General features: G+C 53.6%; 18 protein-coding genes. 14 read left to right on the forward strand and 4 right to left on the reverse strand.

The genetic code is table 11. The annotated features are described in order from the left end of the window. Positions 1-152: 152 nt before the first annotated feature. The gene (locus I6N98_RS01385; RefSeq protein ID WP_198570048.1) at positions 153-992 is read left to right on the forward strand and encodes an SDR family NAD(P)-dependent oxidoreductase; all 840 of its coding nucleotides are present in this window, start codon (positions 153-155) and stop codon (positions 990-992) included. A gap of 160 nt (positions 993-1,152) precedes the next feature. Next, positions 1,153-1,503 carry a hypothetical protein gene (locus I6N98_RS01390; RefSeq protein WP_198570049.1) on the forward strand — a complete coding sequence of 117 codons (351 nt, stop codon included), beginning with the start codon at positions 1,153-1,155 and terminating at the stop codon, positions 1,501-1,503. Here the strand turns inward: I6N98_RS01390 and I6N98_RS01395 are convergent, their stop codons facing one another. Beyond that, positions 1,504-2,274, reverse strand: a complete 771-nt coding sequence (locus tag I6N98_RS01395; RefSeq protein WP_198570050.1) for an EAL domain-containing protein — start codon at positions 2,272-2,274, stop codon at positions 1,504-1,506. A 133-nt stretch (positions 2,275-2,407) separates the two neighbouring features. On the opposite strand from I6N98_RS01395, the gene I6N98_RS01400 reads away from it, so the two are divergent. The 3 genes from I6N98_RS01400 to I6N98_RS01410 are packed head-to-tail and all read left to right on the forward strand — an operon-like array spanning position 2,408 to position 3,419. Next, entirely contained in the window at positions 2,408-2,773 is a 366-nt protein-coding gene (locus I6N98_RS01400; RefSeq protein ID WP_198570051.1) for a VOC family protein, read from the forward strand. Then, on the forward strand, positions 2,763-3,119 hold the full coding sequence (locus tag I6N98_RS01405) for a DoxX family protein (RefSeq protein WP_198570052.1): 357 nt from the start codon (positions 2,763-2,765) through the stop codon (positions 3,117-3,119). Before I6N98_RS01400 ends, I6N98_RS01405 begins: the two co-directional genes overlap by 11 nt. A gap of 3 nt (positions 3,120-3,122) precedes the next feature. After that, positions 3,123-3,419: a zinc-ribbon domain containing protein gene (locus I6N98_RS01410; RefSeq protein WP_198570053.1), complete on the forward strand. Its 297-nt coding sequence runs from the start codon at positions 3,123-3,125 to the stop codon at positions 3,417-3,419. Between the two features lie 54 nt (positions 3,420-3,473). Here I6N98_RS01410 and I6N98_RS01415 read toward each other — a convergent pair whose 3' ends face one another. The 3 genes from I6N98_RS01415 to I6N98_RS01425 all read right to left on the reverse strand — a co-directional run bounded on the left by I6N98_RS01415 (position 3,474) and on the right by I6N98_RS01425 (position 7,719). Next, complete coding sequence (locus I6N98_RS01415; protein ID WP_198570054.1) at positions 3,474-6,071, reverse strand: TonB-dependent receptor; 2,598 nt, start codon at positions 6,069-6,071, stop codon at positions 3,474-3,476. Positions 6,072-6,147: 76 nt separating this feature from the next. Next, positions 6,148-6,840, reverse strand: coding sequence for an SDR family NAD(P)-dependent oxidoreductase (locus I6N98_RS01420; RefSeq protein WP_198570055.1), 693 nt, complete (start codon positions 6,838-6,840; stop codon positions 6,148-6,150). Between the two features lie 108 nt (positions 6,841-6,948). Further along, positions 6,949-7,719, reverse strand: a complete 771-nt coding sequence (locus I6N98_RS01425; RefSeq protein WP_198570056.1) for an acetoacetate decarboxylase family protein — start codon at positions 7,717-7,719, stop codon at positions 6,949-6,951. 628 nt (positions 7,720-8,347) lie between these two features. Here I6N98_RS01425 and I6N98_RS01430 point away from each other — a divergent pair. The 9 genes from I6N98_RS01430 to I6N98_RS01470 all read left to right on the forward strand — a co-directional run bounded on the left by I6N98_RS01430 (position 8,348) and on the right by I6N98_RS01470 (position 18,693). Then, positions 8,348-9,184 (forward strand): SDR family NAD(P)-dependent oxidoreductase, encoded by an 837-nt coding sequence (locus I6N98_RS01430; RefSeq protein ID WP_198570057.1) that lies wholly within the window; start codon positions 8,348-8,350, stop codon positions 9,182-9,184. A 31-nt stretch (positions 9,185-9,215) separates the two neighbouring features. Continuing rightward, complete coding sequence (locus tag I6N98_RS01435) at positions 9,216-10,169, forward strand: LysR family transcriptional regulator (RefSeq protein WP_198570058.1); 954 nt, start codon at positions 9,216-9,218, stop codon at positions 10,167-10,169. Positions 10,170-10,585: 416 nt separating this feature from the next. Further along, the gene (locus I6N98_RS01440; RefSeq protein ID WP_198570059.1) at positions 10,586-11,761 is read left to right on the forward strand and encodes an amidohydrolase family protein; all 1,176 of its coding nucleotides are present in this window, start codon (positions 10,586-10,588) and stop codon (positions 11,759-11,761) included. Positions 11,762-11,790: 29 nt separating this feature from the next. After that, complete coding sequence (locus I6N98_RS01445; RefSeq protein WP_198570060.1) at positions 11,791-12,765, forward strand: Rieske 2Fe-2S domain-containing protein; 975 nt, start codon at positions 11,791-11,793, stop codon at positions 12,763-12,765. Between the two features lie 46 nt (positions 12,766-12,811). Beyond that, on the forward strand, positions 12,812-14,011 hold the full coding sequence (locus I6N98_RS01450) for an acyl-CoA dehydrogenase family protein (protein ID WP_198570061.1): 1,200 nt from the start codon (positions 12,812-12,814) through the stop codon (positions 14,009-14,011). Between the two features lie 79 nt (positions 14,012-14,090). Further along, positions 14,091-14,936, forward strand: coding sequence for an alpha/beta fold hydrolase (locus I6N98_RS01455; protein WP_198570062.1), 846 nt, complete (start codon positions 14,091-14,093; stop codon positions 14,934-14,936). Beyond that, positions 14,936-15,835, forward strand: coding sequence for a VOC family protein (locus tag I6N98_RS01460; RefSeq protein ID WP_198570063.1), 900 nt, complete (start codon positions 14,936-14,938; stop codon positions 15,833-15,835). The genes I6N98_RS01455 and I6N98_RS01460 overlap by 1 nt, the downstream gene beginning before the upstream one ends. A gap of 69 nt (positions 15,836-15,904) precedes the next feature. Beyond that, positions 15,905-16,777, forward strand: coding sequence for an SDR family NAD(P)-dependent oxidoreductase (locus tag I6N98_RS01465; protein WP_198570064.1), 873 nt, complete (start codon positions 15,905-15,907; stop codon positions 16,775-16,777). A 122-nt stretch (positions 16,778-16,899) separates the two neighbouring features. After that, positions 16,900-18,693 carry a sulfatase family protein gene (locus tag I6N98_RS01470; protein WP_198570065.1) on the forward strand — a complete coding sequence of 598 codons (1,794 nt, stop codon included), beginning with the start codon at positions 16,900-16,902 and terminating at the stop codon, positions 18,691-18,693. Positions 18,694-18,721: the final 28 nt, after the last annotated feature.

The raw sequence follows: 18,721 nt of genomic DNA on the forward strand, positions 1-18,721 counted from the left end.
TGTGAGCCTAACGGCTATCTCAAGCTCTAATTCATTCACCAATTCAAACACTTAGCCGCGAAGTGAAACGTGCCGCTATTGGCAACCTTCGCAATACCACCCTTATTCGCATTCGTGTCTGGACCTATGGTTACTAAAGGAGCATTCCGTCAATGGCCAGTTCTGATTCATTTGTAGAGAAGTACGGCCCCTGGGGCTTGATTTTGGGTGCTTCGGAAGGGGTGGGGTCGGCATTTGCTGAGGCATTAGCCGCTGAGGGCCTAAATGTTGTGCTGGTTTCCCGCCGTCAGCCTGTCCTTGATGAGCTCGCCGGGGACCTGCGCAATAGCTACAGTGTGGAGACTCGAGCGCTTTCGATGGATCTCTCGACTGCGGATGTCACGGATTATCTGATGGACAGTGTGGCAGATATCGATATCGGTTTTGTAGTGAACTGTGCGGGTGCAGATACCGGCTCTGTTCATTTTCTCGATCGCGACCAAGGTAGTGAAGAAGCGATGCTGTTTCGCAATTGCACTATGCTTATGCGGGTATGCCGACACTTTGGCGGGCAAATGGTGGCGCGGGGGCGTGGCGGTATTATTACTATGGGATCGGGGGCGGCCATCGCGGGTACTCCGGGTTTGGCGACCTATACCGGCACTAAGGCCTTCGATCTACTGTTTTCTGAGGCGCTGTGGGGCGAACTAAAGCCGCGGGGTGTCGATGTTTTGTGTTTGGTGCTACCCGACACCGATACGCCGGCCTTGCGGAGAGGGCTGTTGCGGCACGGAAAACTCTCCTCTCTGGAAAATGCACCTAAGGGCGCGACGCCCCCGGCCCGCGTTGCGGCAGAGGGGATGTCCTTCATTGGTAAAGGGCCCACTCGGATTGTTTCGAGAAAGTTGCGTATTGCCAATTGGATCTTCGGCCTGTTAGGACGCAACACCGCCGTGGTACTGATGACGGCCGCGACTCGGTGGATAATGGGTGAAGCTAAGCGTGAAGGTTGATGCCCTTTGGTCTTTGCCCTGTGCCACTTTACTAATGGCGGGCTTGCAACTAGATTGAGTGTTCGTCGTTGTAAGTTTTTGGTGTAAATTTATAGCCACTATGCCTCCTAGAATCCTTGTGCTCAATCTCTTGTGCTTTTCTGTTGTGGCGCTACTAAGTGTGCTACCCGCCTCGAATGCTCGTTCGGGTGAGGCGGATGTCATAGACGTCAACCTTAAAGAAACCCAGCCCGGCGTCTACCGTTTCTATGTCACCTTGCAACATACCGACGAAGGCTGGGAGCATTACGTGAATAAATGGGAGGTCGCCGGACCGGGTGGCGTTGTGTATGGCACCCGCAAGTTGTTGCATCCCCATGTTCGGGAGCAGCCCTTCGCTCGGAGTTTATCGGGTGTGGCGATTCCTGATGATGTAGAGAAAGTCACGGTGCGGGCCCACGACTCAGAACACGGCTGGGGTGGGCGCAGCGTTGTTGTGGACTTGCCTGGCCGGCAGGGCGATCCCCAGTAGTCACTCTGTAATGGCGGCCCAATTTATATCGGCGAGGCTTTCAAACGCCGGTTTAGCCAGCAGGTAGCCTTGGATAAGGTGAATGCCCAGGGCTTTCAGAGAATAGTATTCGCCTACTGTCTCCACACCTTCAGCAATCACCTGCATACCCAGCTCGCGGCAGGTGGTCAGAATGCCGCTGACAATGGCGTGTTTGCGGGAGTTGCTATCGATGCCTCGAATAAGCTGCATATCCAGTTTGAGAATATTGGCCTCCAGTTCGGCCAGCATATTCAGCCCTGAGAATCCGGAACCAAAGTCATCGATGGCAGTAATAAACCCCTGTTCCTGGTAGTGCTGAAAGATCGACTGAAGGTGAGGAATATCGTCGACTTTTTCAGACTCTGTCACTTCGAACATGATGCGGGAAGTCGGGAATTGGAACTTTTTAGCCGCGGCCAGGGTAGTGCGAATGCACAGCTCCGGGCGGTACACCGCATTGGGCATAAAGTTGATACTGAGCAGGGATGTGATGCCGAGGCGGGCGGCTAACTCAACGGCTTTGACCCGGCAGGCCTGATCGAAGGCATAGCGGTTGTCGTCATTGACGTGCTCAAAGATGGTGGCGGCTGATTGCCCGTCTTTGCCTCTTACCAGTGCTTCCTGGGCAAACACAGATTTGGAAGAGATGTCGACGATAGGCTGAAAGGCCATAGTGAAATCGAAGTCGAGGGCAGCGGCGTTTAAGCATTCGCTGCAACCTATGTCGCGAAAGTTCTTTACTTGTTTCATTGCCCAGATTCTTTCATCGCACCAAAAGCTATAGCCTAGACCATATATCGCGGGAGCAAAATACCGTCGCAATATCGCTATACTCATTAACAATGGGAAGGGTAATTAGACCCCGTTGTGAGAGGAGGAGACCATGAAACCGGACTTTCAGCCTGGTAAAAACATTGCGATGAAAATACCGGCCCACGAATACGAGTGCACTGTACACTTCTATCGAGAGGTTTTGCGCTTCAAAGAGCTTCCTGGCAGCGGCCCGGATGATACACCGCGCTTTGAGTTTGGCGACAAGGTGCTATGGCTGGATTGTATGTCGGGTTTGAGTCAGTCGGAAATTTGGCTTGAGGTAATTGCCAGCGATATAGACTTGGCTGCAGACTACTTAAAAGAGCAGCACTGCCAGCGCAGAGACGAGATCGAGCCTTTGCCCAACGGTTTGAAAGCATTCTGGATTGCCAGCCCCTCCAATATCATTCATCTGGTATCGAGTCATGAAAACTAAATTTTTGACCGCTGTACTGTCGCTGATCTTTTTCACCTCGGGAGGGGCCAAACTCGCTGGGCTCGATTTTGAGGTGGCGGCCTTTCAGCGCTGGGGCTATCCCTTATGGTTTATGTATTTCACTGGCGCCGTTGAGGTGGCGGGGGCCTTGGGCCTATTAATACGGCCCCTGTCTGCATTGGCTGCGACCGGTTTGGCCATGACGATGTTGGGCGCAGTGGGCACTCATCTTAACCATGCGGAGTGGGGAGCTCTCGTAATCGCTGGATTTATCCTGGCTTTGGCGGTAACCCGGGCTTGGCTAGGCAGAGAAGAAATCCGTGCTTTGGTTGCACGATTGGGCTGAGCTATGAGTCGACAAGTGCGCTCAAAAAACAAAGCGCGGGATCGACTTCCGGTGGACTCCAGCAAGTTGAACATGGGCAACAGCTATTCATCCGCGCCTGAGTATTACTACGATATTGAGTTTGACTGTCGGGACTGCGGTGCCCACCAGATTTGGACCGCAAAACAACAGAAGTGGTGGTACGAAGAGGCCGGCGGCTACTTCTTTGCCGGTGCTGTTCGCTGTCGAGATTGTCATATCAAAGAGCGGGAGCGCAAGCGCCAGGCTCGTATTGCGGCTGGGCATGAGCAGGATGGCTAGCAGGTGTTTTCGGGGCCTGCGGAGGTAGTTGCTGGCCCCCTGGCGTCGGTGCTTTTAGAATCGTTTCTGCACTTCAATTCCATACATGCGGGGTTCGCCGACGATCTCCACAAAATTACCGACTGAATCGGCCGAGGCGTTCCAGCCGTTCAGGTAGCGCTCGTCGCTGACATTATTGATCCAGGCAGCGAACCGCAAGTCACCTTGTTGATTTTCCCAGGAAACTCTTGCATCAATCAATGTGTACTCGTCCGCCATAACGCTGTCTGGGTTGGTTTTTTTGGCATCCCAAGCGCCGTTGTCAAAGCCGTGATAAATCTCACCGGTATAGCTCACATCTACGCGAGGTGTGAGGGTGCCGCCCGCTAAACGCCAGCTGTACTGCACGCCGAGGGCAGCGGTTTGTTCGGGTGATTTGGGAAAGTTCTCATCGCTGCGGTCAACCACAGTTTCGGTCCCCAGCACCAGGTCGAGTAGGTCAAGTTCTTGGTATTCCAGAAACTGGTAGTTGTTGTTGCTGTAGCTCAGGCTGATTAACAGATTGGCCACCGGTAACCAGCTGACCTCCAGTTCCGCACCGTTTATTTTTGAGCGACCGGCATTGGTGGAGGTCACGACCAAGGAGTTGGCGGAATCCACGCCAACGGTAATCAGCTGCATATTGTCAAAGTACATCTCATACATCGCCGCGTTCACCCGCAGGGTGCTGTTGAACAGGTCGAGCTTAGTGCCCAGTTCAAAGTTTTCCAGCAGTTCGGGCTTAACGGTGACCAAGCCGTCGGCGCCTTTAGGCTCCAGGAAGCCCGACTTAAAACCGTTGCTCCATGTGAAATAGATCAATGCACTGTCTATGGGGGTGCCAATCAGGGGCGATTCTGGAACGAAATAGGAAACCGATGCCATGGGCGTAAATTCAGAAAAGCTGGCCTCGGCGTTATCCTTCCTGGGTGCACCTAGAGGGGTGCGAATAAGGTCGCCGTCGGGGTCGTCGAACAGACTATTGGCAATGGCAATAGGATCGTCGGCCCAGGTCCCGCCATTGTATATGTGCAGCCCCATCCCAGGGTCCAGCACTGTAAAGCGAAGATCGCCACCCAGTATGGCGTTAAGTGCGTCGATATCGGTTTCCCGGGTAACCAGATCGGAGCGAGTGGTGGCCTCGGTGTATCGGCCGCCCAGGGTGAATTCCAGGTGCTCGGTTATGTGGTAGGTGCCTTGGATAAATGCGGCGAAAGTCTCTTCGCTGATATCAAAATCTTGTAGTCTGTCGGGTGTGAGAAAAGCGCCTACCACCGGCGGGTTGGTGCCGCCGGGCAGAATGGTCGCGGGGTTGGGTTGCTCACCCAGGGCAATGGCGGCCAGTGATGTAAGGTCGATACCTACCAGGGCGTTGCTGGACAGAAACTTCTCGCTTTTCTCTTCATACTGCCCAAAGAAACCCATCGTATAGTCGAGCTTGCTTTGCAGGGCGGCGCCGGAAAACTGCAGCTCCAGAGTTGTCGAGAGTTGCTTGCCCTTGCCAAGGGTCAGCGCCTTCAAATACTCGGCGGGGCCGCCGTCGTCGCTGGCGGTTTTGGGGCCGGTTTTGGTGGCGTCACGGTGCCCCAGAATGACTTTGAGGTTGTTGCCGGATTCAAATTGCCAGTCAAACGTAGCGCCGAGCATCAGTGTCTCCAGCTCCCGGTTTTGACGCTGGCTTGGTCCTTGGTTGGTGGTAAGGTCAGGCAGAAAACGGCGGTCGTTGGCTTCGCAATTTTCCCGATAGGCCCGGGGTTCGCTGGGGTCGGTATCCCCCGCCCACAATAGCCCGAGACCACCGCCCAGCAGGGAATTCTCTGAGATGACCCGGCAGTTGTAAGAGGGTGAGCGCTCCCGCACCAGGCCGTAGAAGGCAAAGGTGTCGAGGGTCAGGGTGTCTGAGGCATCCCAGCGTGTTTGAGCGATTGTCGACCAGCGGTCCAGCGAGCTGTTGTCGTTGGAGGCAGGGTCCTCCAAGTAGCCGTTGCGGCGCTGGGTATTGATGGCGAACCGGGTATAGAAGGTATCGCTCAAGGGTAAGTTTGCCACCGCTCTACCGCGTGTCAGGTCGTAGCTGCCCATGCTGCCCTGCACATAACCTTCGTGGGTATCGGTCGGTTTGGTCAAACTGAATACCAGTGCTCCCCCGGTGTTGTTCTTGCCGAACAGGGTCCCCTGGGGGCCGCGCAGGACCTGAATATTTTCTACATCGATGGTGTCCATCAATTGGCCGTCCGCCCGAGGGATAAACACTCCGTCCAAATAGGCGCTAACAGAAGGGTTTTGTCGCACAAGCCCAGAGAGCTGGCCGACTCCCCGCAAAAATATCTGATTGCTCTGACCTTCGACGATCTGCAGGCTGGGAACGATTTTGGCCAAGCCCTTAGCGTTGAGAATACCGCGCTCTTGAATTTCCAAGCTGCCGATGGCAGTTACCGCAACCGGCGTTTCCTGGATATTTTCGGAGCGCTTGCGGGCCGTCACGTGGACTTCTTCCAGCATGGTCTTTGATCTGACCTGGCTTGGCTGAGCTTGGGTCTGCTCTTGAGCGTGGGCTGACGCGAGGTCGCCGATATCTGCTATCGCGATAAAGGCTAGACTGAGTAATGTCGCATTGGGTTTGAGGAAGTTCATGGTGTCGTCCTGGTTATTTTTATCGCCGACGGTGACGCCCTACTTGGGGCAATGGTATCTAGACCGGTGGCTCTGCCTATCTTGCTATCCCGCCCCGGGAGACTGGGATCAATGCGCCGGTAACGCAGTGTGACTGGGGTGAGGCCAGAAATAGGATCAGATCAGCGATCGAGTGGGGGCTGACCCAGTCCCGGGTATCGGCGTCGGGCATGGCCGCGCGATTGTTCGGCGTGTCGATGATGGTGGGCATGATGGCGTTGACATTGATAGTGGTGTCCGCCAGCTCCTTTGCCAGCGCTTCCGTCATCCGGTGAATACCGGCTTTCGATGCGGCGTAAGCGCCCAGGCCGATATCTGCCGACAGCGCGCCCACTGCGCCCATATTAATGATACGGCCGGATTGACTCTGTTTCAGTATGGGCAAGGCCGCCTTGGTCATGGTTAGGGCGGTAGCCAGATTGATGTTATGCATTTTGTGCCAGGTTTCGAGATCACCGTCTTCCAGTGTTTCCCAGCTGAAACCTCCGGCAATGTTAATCAGCGCATCAATGCCACCGAAGGCCTGCGTGCATTCTTCAATAGCCCGCTGGCAGTCCTCAATCCGTGTTAGGTCCAGGCCGCCAATGTCGATTCCATTGGGATTGTCGCTTGGGGCGGTGTCGGCAACATCGACGCGACATACCTTATGACCCTGCTCCACAAAGGTTTGGGATACAACGCTACCAAGGGCACCAAAGCCGCCGGTGATGATGACATTGAGAGTAGTCATGCGGTCTCCAAGTGAAAGCGACCCGCGGGGGCCGCTGAGTGATACGCTATAGGGTTCACTCTTGGCCGCGATAAAGGCGCGGCCAGAGGCGTGCTGGGGTGAGGAGGCCTAATCTCTGGCGGGTGAGCCCATGACGCCAGGCCAGCGACTGCCACCGATGGTATCGACGAAGGGCCAGAAGGCTTTGGGATCCAATGGGCCTGCCATGGAGATCTCGCGGCTCTTGTATTCCGGCCACCACAGGTGCGCTGAGAGTTGCTCTTTCATGGGTAAGAGGCTGGCGATGGGGTCCCATGGGCTTTCTTTTAAATTCAGCTTACCGTCCACTGCAAGGCGGTAGCCGGGACCGTACTGGCTGTGAATCTTTACTACGTGAGGGGGGAAGTCGTAGCCCTCCTCGCCGCCCACTTTGCGGGAGAATTTAGTCCACCATTCATAGCGCTCTGGACCGGTCTCGAGAGGGTCCTCACCGGTGACCTTGCCGCTAAATTCCAAGAAGGTGTAGCCCTGGTGGTGGCAGCGTGCTTTTACGGTCTCGCCGAGGCGGAAGTATTCGATGTCACAGAGAAACTTGGGTTGGCCATTCATTGCGACGCTGATCAGTACCACCCCCTCCTGGTCGATACCGTAGGCCAATGCATACTCACCGGCTTGACCCTCGTATTTGGCGTCCACCGTCATAATGACGCCGTACTCGGGCTGGTCTAGTACCGGCAAATTGTAAACCGTAACGTTAACGTTGGGTTCGTCGCCCGGCTCGATACCTGGCGGGAGCAATGCGGCAATAGACTCAGGGGTAGTGCGATAGACAATTTTGAGCATCGGCCACTGGGAAATTTCACCCGGGCTGATCATGGGAGGGTGTATTGAATCTGACATAACAATCGACCTCTGACATTAAAATAATTATTGGAATCGGCATGTTTTTCACGGCGCCGCCATCTCGGTGGTAGAGACAAACGGCCTTGCCTGGATGTCCCATCAGCGGAAGAGAAGGTAGCACCTGTAAGCGACGACGAGAATAAATTATCCGTAACATGACTGTTCACGGCCTCTGTCTAATCGGTGTTGCGCGAGTTGCAATGTGCACTTGTAGGCGGTGGGGAGCTTTTCTATTGTGTGCTGGCCGATCTTCGCAAGAGGGCTGGACTTTTTAATTGAATTGGATTCAATAATATGTTCAGCTATGGGGTGGAAACCGCGATGAAGACGGCGGTAGAGAACAATTATGATAATAGAGATAGCTAGGGAACCTTTGCACAAGTTTGCCCATTCCCTTGGGTGCTTAGCACTGCCTCGCCCGGTGTCATAACTTCGGGTCATTGTGCTGCGGGATTGCCTCGGGATAGTGGAGGCATACAACACTTACAGCACTGTGGTGGCCGATCCGATGATCGGTCTCATCGGCAATGGGGATGCTGGCGTGGGTTATATCCTTGATCGCCATAGCGCCATAGATAGCAGGGTGGGCAGTCTTTAGTGAAATTAATCAATCCAGGAGTGTGTTGTGAATAAGTTTAAAGGCTTAACTGCCGTTGTTACTGGGGCGGCTAGCGGTATTGGTCGAGCCATTGCCACTAAAGCGGCTGGGGAGGGGATGAACCTGGGACTGGTGGATATGGATCTACCGGCACTTGAGTCCTTTGCCGGGGAGCTGGAGCAGCAGGGTGTGAGCGTGTTTTTCCAGCGCGTGGATGTGACTGATGCCCAGGCTATGCAGGGCTTCGCGAACAGCTGTTTTGAGCGCTTTAACACGGTTGGCCTGCTTTTCAACAATGCCGGTATCCTGCGAGTGGGCGGTGCCTGGGAGCAAAGTGCCGAAGATTGGCAAACGATGTTGTCGGTCAATGTGATGGGGGTGGTCAATGGGGTTAATGCCTTTCTGCCCCGCATCCTCGAGGCGGGGAACAATGCCCACATTGTGAATACCGGTTCGGTGGGCTCGCTGGTGGCAGCGCCCAATATGGGGCAGTACACCACCTGCAAAATGGCCGTGCGTGGGCTGACGGAGTGCTTGTATCTGGAGCTAAAAATGCAGCGTATGCCGGTGAATGTCTCGCTACTGTGTCCCGGTCCGGTATCGACCAATATTGCCAATGCCCTGATCGGTAGTTTTCTGGGAGATGATCCGGATCCTGAGAGGCTCGCTGAAGTGAAGGCGGCCACCGAGGCGGCAGATCCCAATTTTATTTCTCCACAGGCCTGCGCAGACACGGTATTTGATGCCATCAGGGAGGAGAAATTCTGGATCTTCACTCACCCTCTTAGTGGTCACCTCCACAAGTTGATGCAGGCTATCGTGAATGGCGAGAATCCAGAGTACTCGGAAGTAAAGTTTGATTAAAAATCAATGAGCTAAAACGCCAGAGGTGCCATTGAATAAGAACATCGTATCGCCAGTCGGTCGCTGGGACGGCATCGACGAATTTGTGCATTCAGTCTCTACCGGCAGTTTTACGGCTGCCGCGGAGGAGCTGGGTGTGTCCAAGTCTTATGTCAGCAAGCAGGTGAGTAAGCTCGAGGACAGATTGAATGCCCGCTTGCTGCAGCGCTCAACCCGGCAGCTCACCCTTACTGATGTGGGGGAGGTGTTTTATCGCGAGTGCACACTTATCTCGAAGCAGTACGAAGATTTGGAGTCAGTTGTTGCCGACATGCAGAACAGCCCCAAGGGGACCCTAAAGGTGGCGATCAACAGCCGCTTTGGGGTGCACTATATGGCATCTGCGATAGCGTCTTTTGCGCGCATGCACCCGGATATTTCCATTCAAGTCCACTCCAGTTTTCGCGATGTCGATCTGATTGCTGAGGGTTACGACATAACCATACGCTACGGGGACCTTGCCGACTCGTCCCTGGTGGCCCGCAAGCTGGGTGGCTACACCATGAGTTTGTACGCTGCGCCCTCCTACTGGGAGGCGTGCGGTATGCCGGAGACCATGGATGACCTCAAGGACCATAATGGTCTCTCCGCGCCTGAACGCATTTGGTATTTTGATACGCCTACGGGCAAGCACCGCTTCCGGGTTGATGGCAGTTGGATCAGCGAAGATGGCCTGGCCCTGATGGCCGCTGCCAAGGAAGGGATAGGCATTGCTCAGTTGCCCGATTTTTTTGCGGCCAGTGCGGTAGAGTCCGGTGAGTTGGTTAGGTTGCCGCGGCAATGGAATTTTTACTGGCGGGCCTCTTGGGCGGTGTATGCAGGCAATCAACACCTCTCTGCGAAAGTCCGCTTTTTTATCGACTTTTTGTGCCAGTCCATGGCGGGCAACACTTGGCTCAAGTATCGGGATGTGTTTTACAGCGCCCGTGGTGATGATGGGTCGTGAAATTTCCCGGTCGCTGTGTTTCTAGCCCTGCTCGCGTCAGCGAGCGCTCAAGCTAGGTAGTCTTAAAGGCGAATTGATGGGTCTTTGGTGGCTGCCCTGTGGGTGTTGTTGCTCCCAACCTGGTGGTTGCACGATACGGTTGGCAATTTTCTCGCTTCCCCTTTATTGAGTCATATAAAATTAATATCGCTGTGTGCATTTTTGTCCTGAATGAAATTTAATATTCCAGATATGCTGCGTTAATATTTTATAAGTGATTGATATAAATACATTTATATTTATTGTTGCCAGTATTTTTCAGGTTTGACGGGATTGTTATTTAATCAGAGACAATGTGATTACATCTAGGCTCTTCCCTGCTTATTGAGTGAGGTATATATTTTTTCCCTCAGTAGCAACGACAGAGAATAAATGCTATGGATCGTTTTCTCATTGTATCTACAGATGGTCATGCAGGGCTGCCAATGGAGCGGTATCGGGACTATCTGGATTCCAAATACCATGCCGCCTTTGATGAGGCGCTGCCGATTCAGCGGGAGATGACACGGCAGGCGGAAGAGTTCTTACTGCTTTCCGATTTTAACGACAAGTGGCGCGAGGACGCGGGTGATGGTCTGGCTGGCGCTTGGGATGGCTCCGTGCGCAATCGGGTGATCGACGCCGATGGGGTCGCTGCCGAAGTGCTCTTCCCCGATGGCATCACCGAAATGAATGCGCCGCCTTTCGGCGCCGGTTTGGCATTGAAGCCCTGGGGTATCGACCCCGAACTGCAGTGGGCCGGTGCTCGCGCTCACAACCGGTGGATTGCCGAGTTCTGTAAAGAGGATCCTGTGCGCCGGATTGGTCTGGCAATTGTGCTGATGCTCTACGATGTGGATGAGGCGCTGCGTGAAGTGAAATGGGCTCACGAGAACGGCCTCAAAGGCATTTTGATTCCGCCTTTGATGGGTGACAAAGACGCCTACAACCATCCCAAGTACTACCCGATCTGGGAATACTGCGCGGAGAATGGTCTGGTTGTACATACTCACTCGGGTCCCTCGCCTGACTACGACTACACCCTGCCTGGTGCCATTGGGGTGTTTGTGACCGAGTTTGCTTGGTGGGCTGCTCGGCCGCTGTGGTTTCTGATCTTTGGTGGTGTGTTCGAGAAGTTTCCTAAGCTGAAGTTTGCCCTGACCGAAGTCAGCGAGTTCTGGATTCCCCATATGCTGGAGCTGATGGACGTGCGTGCCTCGGTTAAGCACACCTCCGGGAAGTTGGGTGACTTCCGTAGCCATTTGACCATGAAGCCCAGCGAGTACTTCCGTCGCAATGTATGGGTGGGAGCATCGGCGCTGTTCGATGAAGGTTCCACTGCCGTGCGCCACGAAATCGGTATCGAAAACGTGATGTGGGGGACCGACTACCCGCATCCCGAGGGCAGTTGGCCGCATACCAAAGAGAAGATGGAAGCCTATTTGAAGGGTGTGCCAGAGAATGAACTGGAGCTCATGCTCTCGGGTAACGCGGTGAATTGTTACGACCTCGACGTCGATAAGCTCAACGTCATCGCTGAGCGTATTGGCCCAGTCAGATCGGCGTTCGCATAACTCGGCTTACATGAAAAGAGGGGGGATGAATGGTGGCGGAACGTTTTCCTATGCCGATGCCTTTCGGCTGGTTCTGTATCGGATTCAGCGATGAGCTTGAAAATAACGAAGTGAAAAACCTGCACTACTTCGAGAGGGAGATGGTGCTGTTTAGGACGGCGTCGGGGAAGGTGGGGTTGACCAGCCCGGTTTGTCCCCACCTGGGGGCCCATCTGGGCCACGGTGGCACCGTACAGGGAGAGTCATTGCGCTGCCCCTTTCACCACTGGCAGTACGATAAAGAAGGGATTATCACAGCTATTCCCTATGCCAAGCGTATTCCCCCCAAGTGGGAGGGAAAGCCCTGTCTGAAAACCTACCCGGTGTGTGAAAAGAACAATGTGATCTGGGCATGGTATCACCCAGAGGAAAAGGCGCCTGATTACGATGTGCTCGATCTGCCAGAGTCCCGGGATCCGGAGTGGGAGCACAGTCGCCGATACCAGTGGACCTTTGCCTCCTGTCCCCAGGAAATTGCTGAAAATGGAGTCGATGTCGCCCACTTTCAGTTTGTTCACAACATGGAAGCAGTGCCCCTGGGTAAGACCGAGTACGAAGGCCATATTCGTCGCAGTCATGTGTCGGGGCCCAAAACGGTCCCCAATGAAAAGGGCGAGATGGAGGAAGTCGAGGTCAGCGTCAGTGTTGTGCAAAACGGCGCTGGACAAAAATGGACCCGATTCAGTGGCCTGGGTGACTACCTAGTGCAGGTGCTTGTTACCCCTATTACCCGAGAGCAAGTGGATGTTCGATTTGCTTACAGCCATCCCAAGTATGAGAAGGGCAGCTATCTGGATGCCGTCATGGAGTTTGCTATTGCATCCACCAATGGTCAGCAAGGGGTGGAGGGAGATATCCCAATTTGGGATAAGAAATTCCATCTGGAAAACCCTGTCCTGTGTGATGGCGACGGGCCGATTATGCAGTTCAGAAAGTACTTCTCCCAATTCTACAACTTCGCTTAGACGCTGATTGGCCACATTAACCAACGATAACAAGGTGGAATGATAAATGAATAATCACCAGGAAATTGATCTACGGGGCCTGAATTCAGCGCGCGCCCAGGAACTTATAGAAAGAGCGAAAGCCCTAGGCCCGGTTTTGAAAGAGCGGTCGGCCGATGCGGCAGCGCAAAGCAAGATACCCGAGGAAACCATTGCTGATTTTCAGGACGCGGGATTTTTTAAGATTCTGCAGTCGGAAAAATACGGTGGCTACGAGATGGATCCACAGGTTTACTACCGTGTTGTTCTGGAGGTGGCGAAGTCATGTATGTCCTCAGCTTGGGTGTTGAGTGTTATTGGCGTACATAACTGGCAGCTTAACCTTATGGATGCCGAGGCCGCCGAGGAAGTATGGAAGAATGATCCGACAGTGCTGATTTCTTCATCCTATGCGCCGGTCGGCTTGGTGGAGGCTGTCGAGGGTGGCTACAAGTTGAGCGGTCGCTGGAGTTTCTCCAGTGGTTGTGAACACTGCAAGTGGGTCTTTCTTGGTGGCGTCGTGCCGGTGGAAGGAGAGCCCTGGGATATTAAGAACTACCGCACTTTCCTAGTACCGATAGAAGATTACACGATCGAGAAAAACTGGGATGTTGTTGGGCTAAAGGCTACTGGAAGTCACGACATTGAGCTTACCGATGTGTTTGTACCGGACTACAGAACTCATCGCATGTTGGAAGATGCGCTAACTGACAAGCACAAAGATAAGCGTCCCCTTTACCAGCTGCCCTTTATGCAGGTGTTTTCCCGGGCGGTGTGTACAGCGACGCTGGGTACTTTGGAGTCGGCGTTGGAGGACTATATCCAAGTGGCGCAATTCCGCATTGCCGGCGGCAAGCTAATGCGAGACCACGACGACTCTAAGCGCATAGCGGCACAGGTCAAGGCTGCCGTGGAATCTATGAAACTAATCATGATGGATAGCTTTGACGCCATGATGCGCAGCGCAGAAACCGGTGTTGAGCTGGGCATGGTTGAGCGGGCACGCTTCCGCTACGAGAGCTCCCTGGTTGCCGATCGGTGTATTGCCCTATCTTCCAAAATGCTTAAGGCAGCAGGTTCGGGCGCCATTCGAAACGGCAGCCCTTTGCTGAAAAAGCATTTGGATATGCTGGCAAGCCAGGCCCACATTGCCAATATTTCCGAGTCCTTTGAGATCAATCTGGGCGGAGTCCTGTTTGGTCACGAGCCCACGGAGCTGGGGCTGTAGGCTTCCGACTTGTTGCGTCGCCGGGCTTTTGGCTGACGCGCTGCAGGCTAATAACGAATAACAGATTGAGGTAAGTTCCATGACGATGAACGGCGCGCTGCCAGACGAAAACTATGCACATTGCCCTAACGGCTATCGGATTCACTACATCGACAAGGGTGATGGCCCTGTGGTGGTGTTTCTTCACGGCTCCGGTCCTGGGGCAAGCGGTTACAGTAACTTTAAGGACAACTATCCGGTATTTGTCGAGAATGGCTATCGCTGTATTGTGCCGGATCTAATTGGCTTTGGTTTTTCCGATAAGCCTGACGATGTTCAGCATCCGCTGTCTTTCTTCGTTGAATGCGTTAAGCAAACTCTGGACCTTGCAGGGGTCGAGGAGTGTGTGGTTGTTGGCAATTCACTGGGTGGCGCGGTGGCCATTGGCCTGGCGCTGGAGCACCCCGATTTAGTCAAAAAGCTGATTGTGATGGCCCCGGGTGGTATGAGCCAAACTGAAGAATACTTCGCCATGCCCGGCATGCAGAAGATGTTTGAAGTCTACGGCTCTGGCGAGACCATAACACCGGCAATGATGAAAGAGTTTTTCTCCGCAGCGCTGGTGCACGATCCGAAGAGTGTGACTGACGAGCTGATAGCCGAGCGCGCGCAAATCATGGAGATCATGAATGGCCACGTGATGATCACCATGCAAATCCCGTATCTGGTGGAGCGCCTCCCCGAATTGCAGTGTCCGGTTCTGGGTTTTTGGGGCACTGATGACCGCATGATGCCGGACAGTGGGATTCTCGGGTTCGCCAAAAATTGCGCCAATCTAAAGCTGTTGTTGATTTCTGAATGTGGCCACTGGGTGATGGTGGAGCACCGAGAGTTGTTCAACAAGGAATGTCTGGAATTTATCGCCGATGACAAGGGGGCGAAGTAATGACTATTCGCAGTATAGGTTACGCTTTTATCGAGTCTACCGACCCGCAAAAGTGGCTGAGTTACGGTACTGAAGTCCTGGGCATGATGAATTCATCCTGGCGTGAGCATGACGAAAACATCTACTTGAGAATTGACGAGCGGCCGTTCCGGTTTGTGATTACCCCGGGCGAGCGGGATCGGCTGCAATTGATCGGCTTTGAGGCCTATGACGCCGATGACTTCAATAAGACTGTAGACGCGCTGGGCTCCCAGGGGGTCGAATTTGTTAAAGGCAGCGCCGAGGAGCGGCGCTTGCGCGGCGTGCGCGACTTGGTACGGTTTGATGATCCTGCCGGCAATACCGTAGAGCTGTATTATGGTGCAGAGCTGGATTACAGCAAGTTCGTCTCTCCTACCGGCGTATCGGCCTTTGTCACCGGATTGAACGGCAGTCACGGTTTTGGTCATGCTGTTCTTCCCGCCCCGAACCTTGAAGAGACCCATCAGTTTTATCGGGATGTGCTAGGTCTTGGCGATACTGACTATATGAACTTTAAGTTCGGAGACGATCCCGAAGATCCCGGCCTGGGTTTGTATTTTATGCATGTAGAAAACCCGCGGCATCATTCGCTGGCGCTGTTTGGTGGAGAAAGCCCCTTGGGATGTATTCATCTCATGCTGGAAGTGAGTACCGTGGACGAGGTGGGGGAGTGCCTTGGTCGTGTGGTCGATAGAGAAATTCCCATTACTTCCACACTTGGTCGCCATACCAATGACCGTATGTTGTCTTTCTACATGATGACGCCTGCGGGTTTCCCGCTGGAGTATGGCTGCGACGGTATGCAGATGGACTGGGAAAACTATACACCGACTACGACTACGACCCCGAGTCTCTGGGGGCATAAATTCTCTCTCTAGCTTGGTAGAAATGCTACTTGGCGAAGCTAAGATCAGCGGTACGCAACAATAATAGTAAGGATTTGGTGAATGAGTATGGGTAAGCTTTCAGGAAAAACCGCGGTAGTGACCGGTGGCGCCAGCGGCGTGGGCTTTGCAATTTGTCAGCGTTTTGGTCGCGAAGGTATGAATATCGTCGTGGCTGATATTGAGCAGGCCGCGCTGGACCGGGCGGTTGGCCAGCTCGAGAGTGAAGGTGTTCGCGCCAAGGGTGTGGTGACGGATGTGACTGATGAGCAATCGGTTCGGAATTTGTGTGAGCAGGCGTACGATACCTTTTCCCAGGTAGACATGCTTTTCAACAATGCCGGGGTTGGTGTCAAGGAGGCTGATCGTAAGATATGGGAGCTCACTGCCAATGATTGGAGCTGGGGTTACTCGGTCAATGTGATGGGCATTGCCAATGGCGTGCGCGCTTTTGTGCCCAAAATGCTGGAGGTGGGTAAACCCTGCCATATCATCAATACTACGTCCTTTAATGGTGCATGTATTTCTTTTCCTACAACGCCAATTTATGCGTCATCTAAGGCAGCGGTTACATCTCTAACAGAAGTGCTTTATGCGCAGTTGGCCAAAGTTGCCCCAGATATCAAGGTGCACTTGTTGTTTCCTGGGCCACATATGGTCAACACCCAGATTCTAGCTTCACAGCGCAATCGTCAGGAGAAATTCAAAGACGACAACAAAGTCGAGGATTACCTGACCATGGAAGATTTGAAAAAATCGGCGTTGGGTGCCAATGCAGAATTTAAACTAACCGAGCCTGAAGAGGTTGCCGAGAGTTGCTACGAGGGTGTGATGGCTGGTCAATTCTGGATTCGGCCGTATTTGGAAGAGCATCAGGCAATGATAAGCGGCCGGACGGAAAGTGTGTTAAAGAATGAAAATCCGGCTGTTATGTAACTGAAAAAGAACACAGTACGACCGCTCGCAGAAACGCAACTGCTGTATTCTTTCCAGAATGTGGATTTGAGTAAGATAACGATAAAAGCAGTGTCTATGTCGCCGCAAAATGGGTCAATGATATGAAAGTGGGGAGGGATCGTCATATCCTCAGTGCTCCGGCTTCGTTCAGCGGCTGGCGGTATATGTTGGGTATGATATTGATGGCCGCTGCTTTCTTTACTCACGCGTCCCAGAATCCTCCTAACGTTCTGGTGATTGTTGCGGATGACATGGGTTGGTCGGATATCAGTGCCTTTGGTAGCGAGATACGCACACCGACCTTGGACGCCCTCGCTAGCGAGGGCGTAACCATGACCAATTTTCATGTCTCACCAACCTGCTCCCCAACCCGGGCGATGTTAATGAGCGGTGTTGATAGTCACCTTGCCGGGCTGGGTACCATGGCCGGTGTGCAAGCGCCAAACCAGTTAAACTCGGAGAATTACGCGGGGCAGCTCAGCGACGATGTTGTTACCTTGGCTGAGGGGCTTAAGGCAGCTGGCTACACGACGCTGATGAGCGGCAAGTGGCACCTGGCCAAAGAAGCGAACCAGTATCCCAATGTCCGCGGTTTCGATCAGTCGTACTTTTTGTTGGAAGGTGGCGCCAGCCATTACAGTGATGGCGCTGCGCTCTATCCCGGTGCCGGACCGAATTATATGGAAAATGGTCAGCCGGCGACCCTGCCGGAGGACTTCTATTCCTCAAAGTACTATACCGACAAAATAATTGAGTATATTCGCCAAGTGGACGGCGAGAGGCCGTTCTTCGCTTATCTTGCCTACACTGCTCCCCATGACCCATTACATGTGCCGGAGCCCTGGCGTGCCAAGTACAGCGGTGTCTACTCGGCCGGTCCGGATTCCATTCGGCGTCAGCGCTTGGCAGAGTTGACCAACCGCGGGTTGATTCCCGACGGCATTGAAACTTGGGGTGCACCAAAATTTCCAAAGTTTATACCGGCCCATATTCCGTCTTGGGACAGCCTGACTGATCAGGAGCGAGAGGACGCCGCACGGCCAATGGAAATCTACGCCGGGATGATCGAATTCATGGACGATCAGATCTCGCGACTCATTGATTTTCTTCGGGAGTCGGGGGAGCTTGAAAATACCTATATCGTGTTTCTTTCCGACAATGGCCCCAACGCGGCAACACCTTTGTCCTACCCGAATATGAGTAGGGATTACTACCGAAGTAGGTTTATTGAGCCGGGTGCACAAGAAGGTGAGCCTGGAAGTCATCCCTACTTGGGGCGAGAGTGGGCTTGGGCATCGGCAACGCCATTCAAGCTATATAAGGGTGCGATCTCAGAGGGCGGAGTAAGGTCGCCACTGATTGTTGTCGGTCCGAAGGTAGCCAAGGGTCGGCGTTCAGCGCAGCTCGCTCATGTCACGGATTTGCCCGCCACTGTTTACGAACTAGCTGGTATCGACCCACAGGGCAGTGAAGTGTTTAGGGGCAAGCATAAACCTTCTGGTGTGTCTCTCATTGAAAACTGGACCGACCCAACGGCAGCACACTCTCGCCAGTTTGCCATCGAGCTTTTTGGGCATCAGGCTGCCATTGCTGGAGATTGGAAGATAACCCGCCTTATGCCACCTGTGGGTAGCGGGAAATGGGAGCTGTACAACTTGCAGTTAGACCCCGGGGAGATGAACAATCTTGCTGAAGCGCAGCCCGAAAAGTTGGATGAGATGATTGTGCAGTATCAGGATTACGAAGAACAGGTGGGTGTTATTCCCCCGAGACCGCCAATAAGCGTCTCTTTGGGAGATCTGTTTACCGGGGAGTGTAGCCCGGTGTGTAAAGCTACTGTGTCGATAATTGATTTTATTATGGCGATTTGGGTAAAGGCGTCGACCGACTCGTAAACAGCTTTGGCGATGGTTTTTACAGCTT

It is taken from the genome of Spongiibacter nanhainus, assembly GCF_016132545.1.
Lineage (GTDB): Bacteria > Pseudomonadota > Gammaproteobacteria > Pseudomonadales > Spongiibacteraceae > Spongiibacter > Spongiibacter nanhainus.

Bases quoted from the DNA above. Each gene is read 5' to 3' on its own strand.
- I6N98_RS01385 (WP_198570048.1), top strand. From the start codon at position 153: ATGGCCAGTTCTGATTCATTTGTAGAGAAGTACGGCCCCTGGGGCTTG.
- I6N98_RS01395 (WP_198570050.1), bottom strand. From the start codon at position 2,274: ATGAAACAAGTAAAGAACTTTCGCGACATAGGTTGCAGCGAATGCTTA.
- I6N98_RS01400 (WP_198570051.1), top strand. From the start codon at position 2,408: ATGAAACCGGACTTTCAGCCTGGTAAAAACATTGCGATGAAAATACCG.
- I6N98_RS01405 (WP_198570052.1), top strand. From the start codon at position 2,763: ATGAAAACTAAATTTTTGACCGCTGTACTGTCGCTGATCTTTTTCACC.
- I6N98_RS01410 (WP_198570053.1), top strand. From the start codon at position 3,123: ATGAGTCGACAAGTGCGCTCAAAAAACAAAGCGCGGGATCGACTTCCG.
- I6N98_RS01415 (WP_198570054.1), bottom strand. From the start codon at position 6,071: ATGAACTTCCTCAAACCCAATGCGACATTACTCAGTCTAGCCTTTATC.
- I6N98_RS01420 (WP_198570055.1), bottom strand. From the start codon at position 6,840: ATGACTACTCTCAATGTCATCATCACCGGCGGCTTTGGTGCCCTTGGT.
- I6N98_RS01425 (WP_198570056.1), bottom strand. From the start codon at position 7,719: ATGTCAGATTCAATACACCCTCCCATGATCAGCCCGGGTGAAATTTCC.
- I6N98_RS01440 (WP_198570059.1), top strand. From the start codon at position 10,586: ATGGATCGTTTTCTCATTGTATCTACAGATGGTCATGCAGGGCTGCCA.
- I6N98_RS01445 (WP_198570060.1), top strand. From the start codon at position 11,791: ATGGTGGCGGAACGTTTTCCTATGCCGATGCCTTTCGGCTGGTTCTGT.
- I6N98_RS01450 (WP_198570061.1), top strand. From the start codon at position 12,812: ATGAATAATCACCAGGAAATTGATCTACGGGGCCTGAATTCAGCGCGC.
- I6N98_RS01455 (WP_198570062.1), top strand. From the start codon at position 14,091: ATGACGATGAACGGCGCGCTGCCAGACGAAAACTATGCACATTGCCCT.
- I6N98_RS01460 (WP_198570063.1), top strand. From the start codon at position 14,936: ATGACTATTCGCAGTATAGGTTACGCTTTTATCGAGTCTACCGACCCG.
- I6N98_RS01465 (WP_198570064.1), top strand. From the start codon at position 15,905: ATGAGTATGGGTAAGCTTTCAGGAAAAACCGCGGTAGTGACCGGTGGC.
- I6N98_RS01470 (WP_198570065.1), top strand. From the start codon at position 16,900: ATGAAAGTGGGGAGGGATCGTCATATCCTCAGTGCTCCGGCTTCGTTC.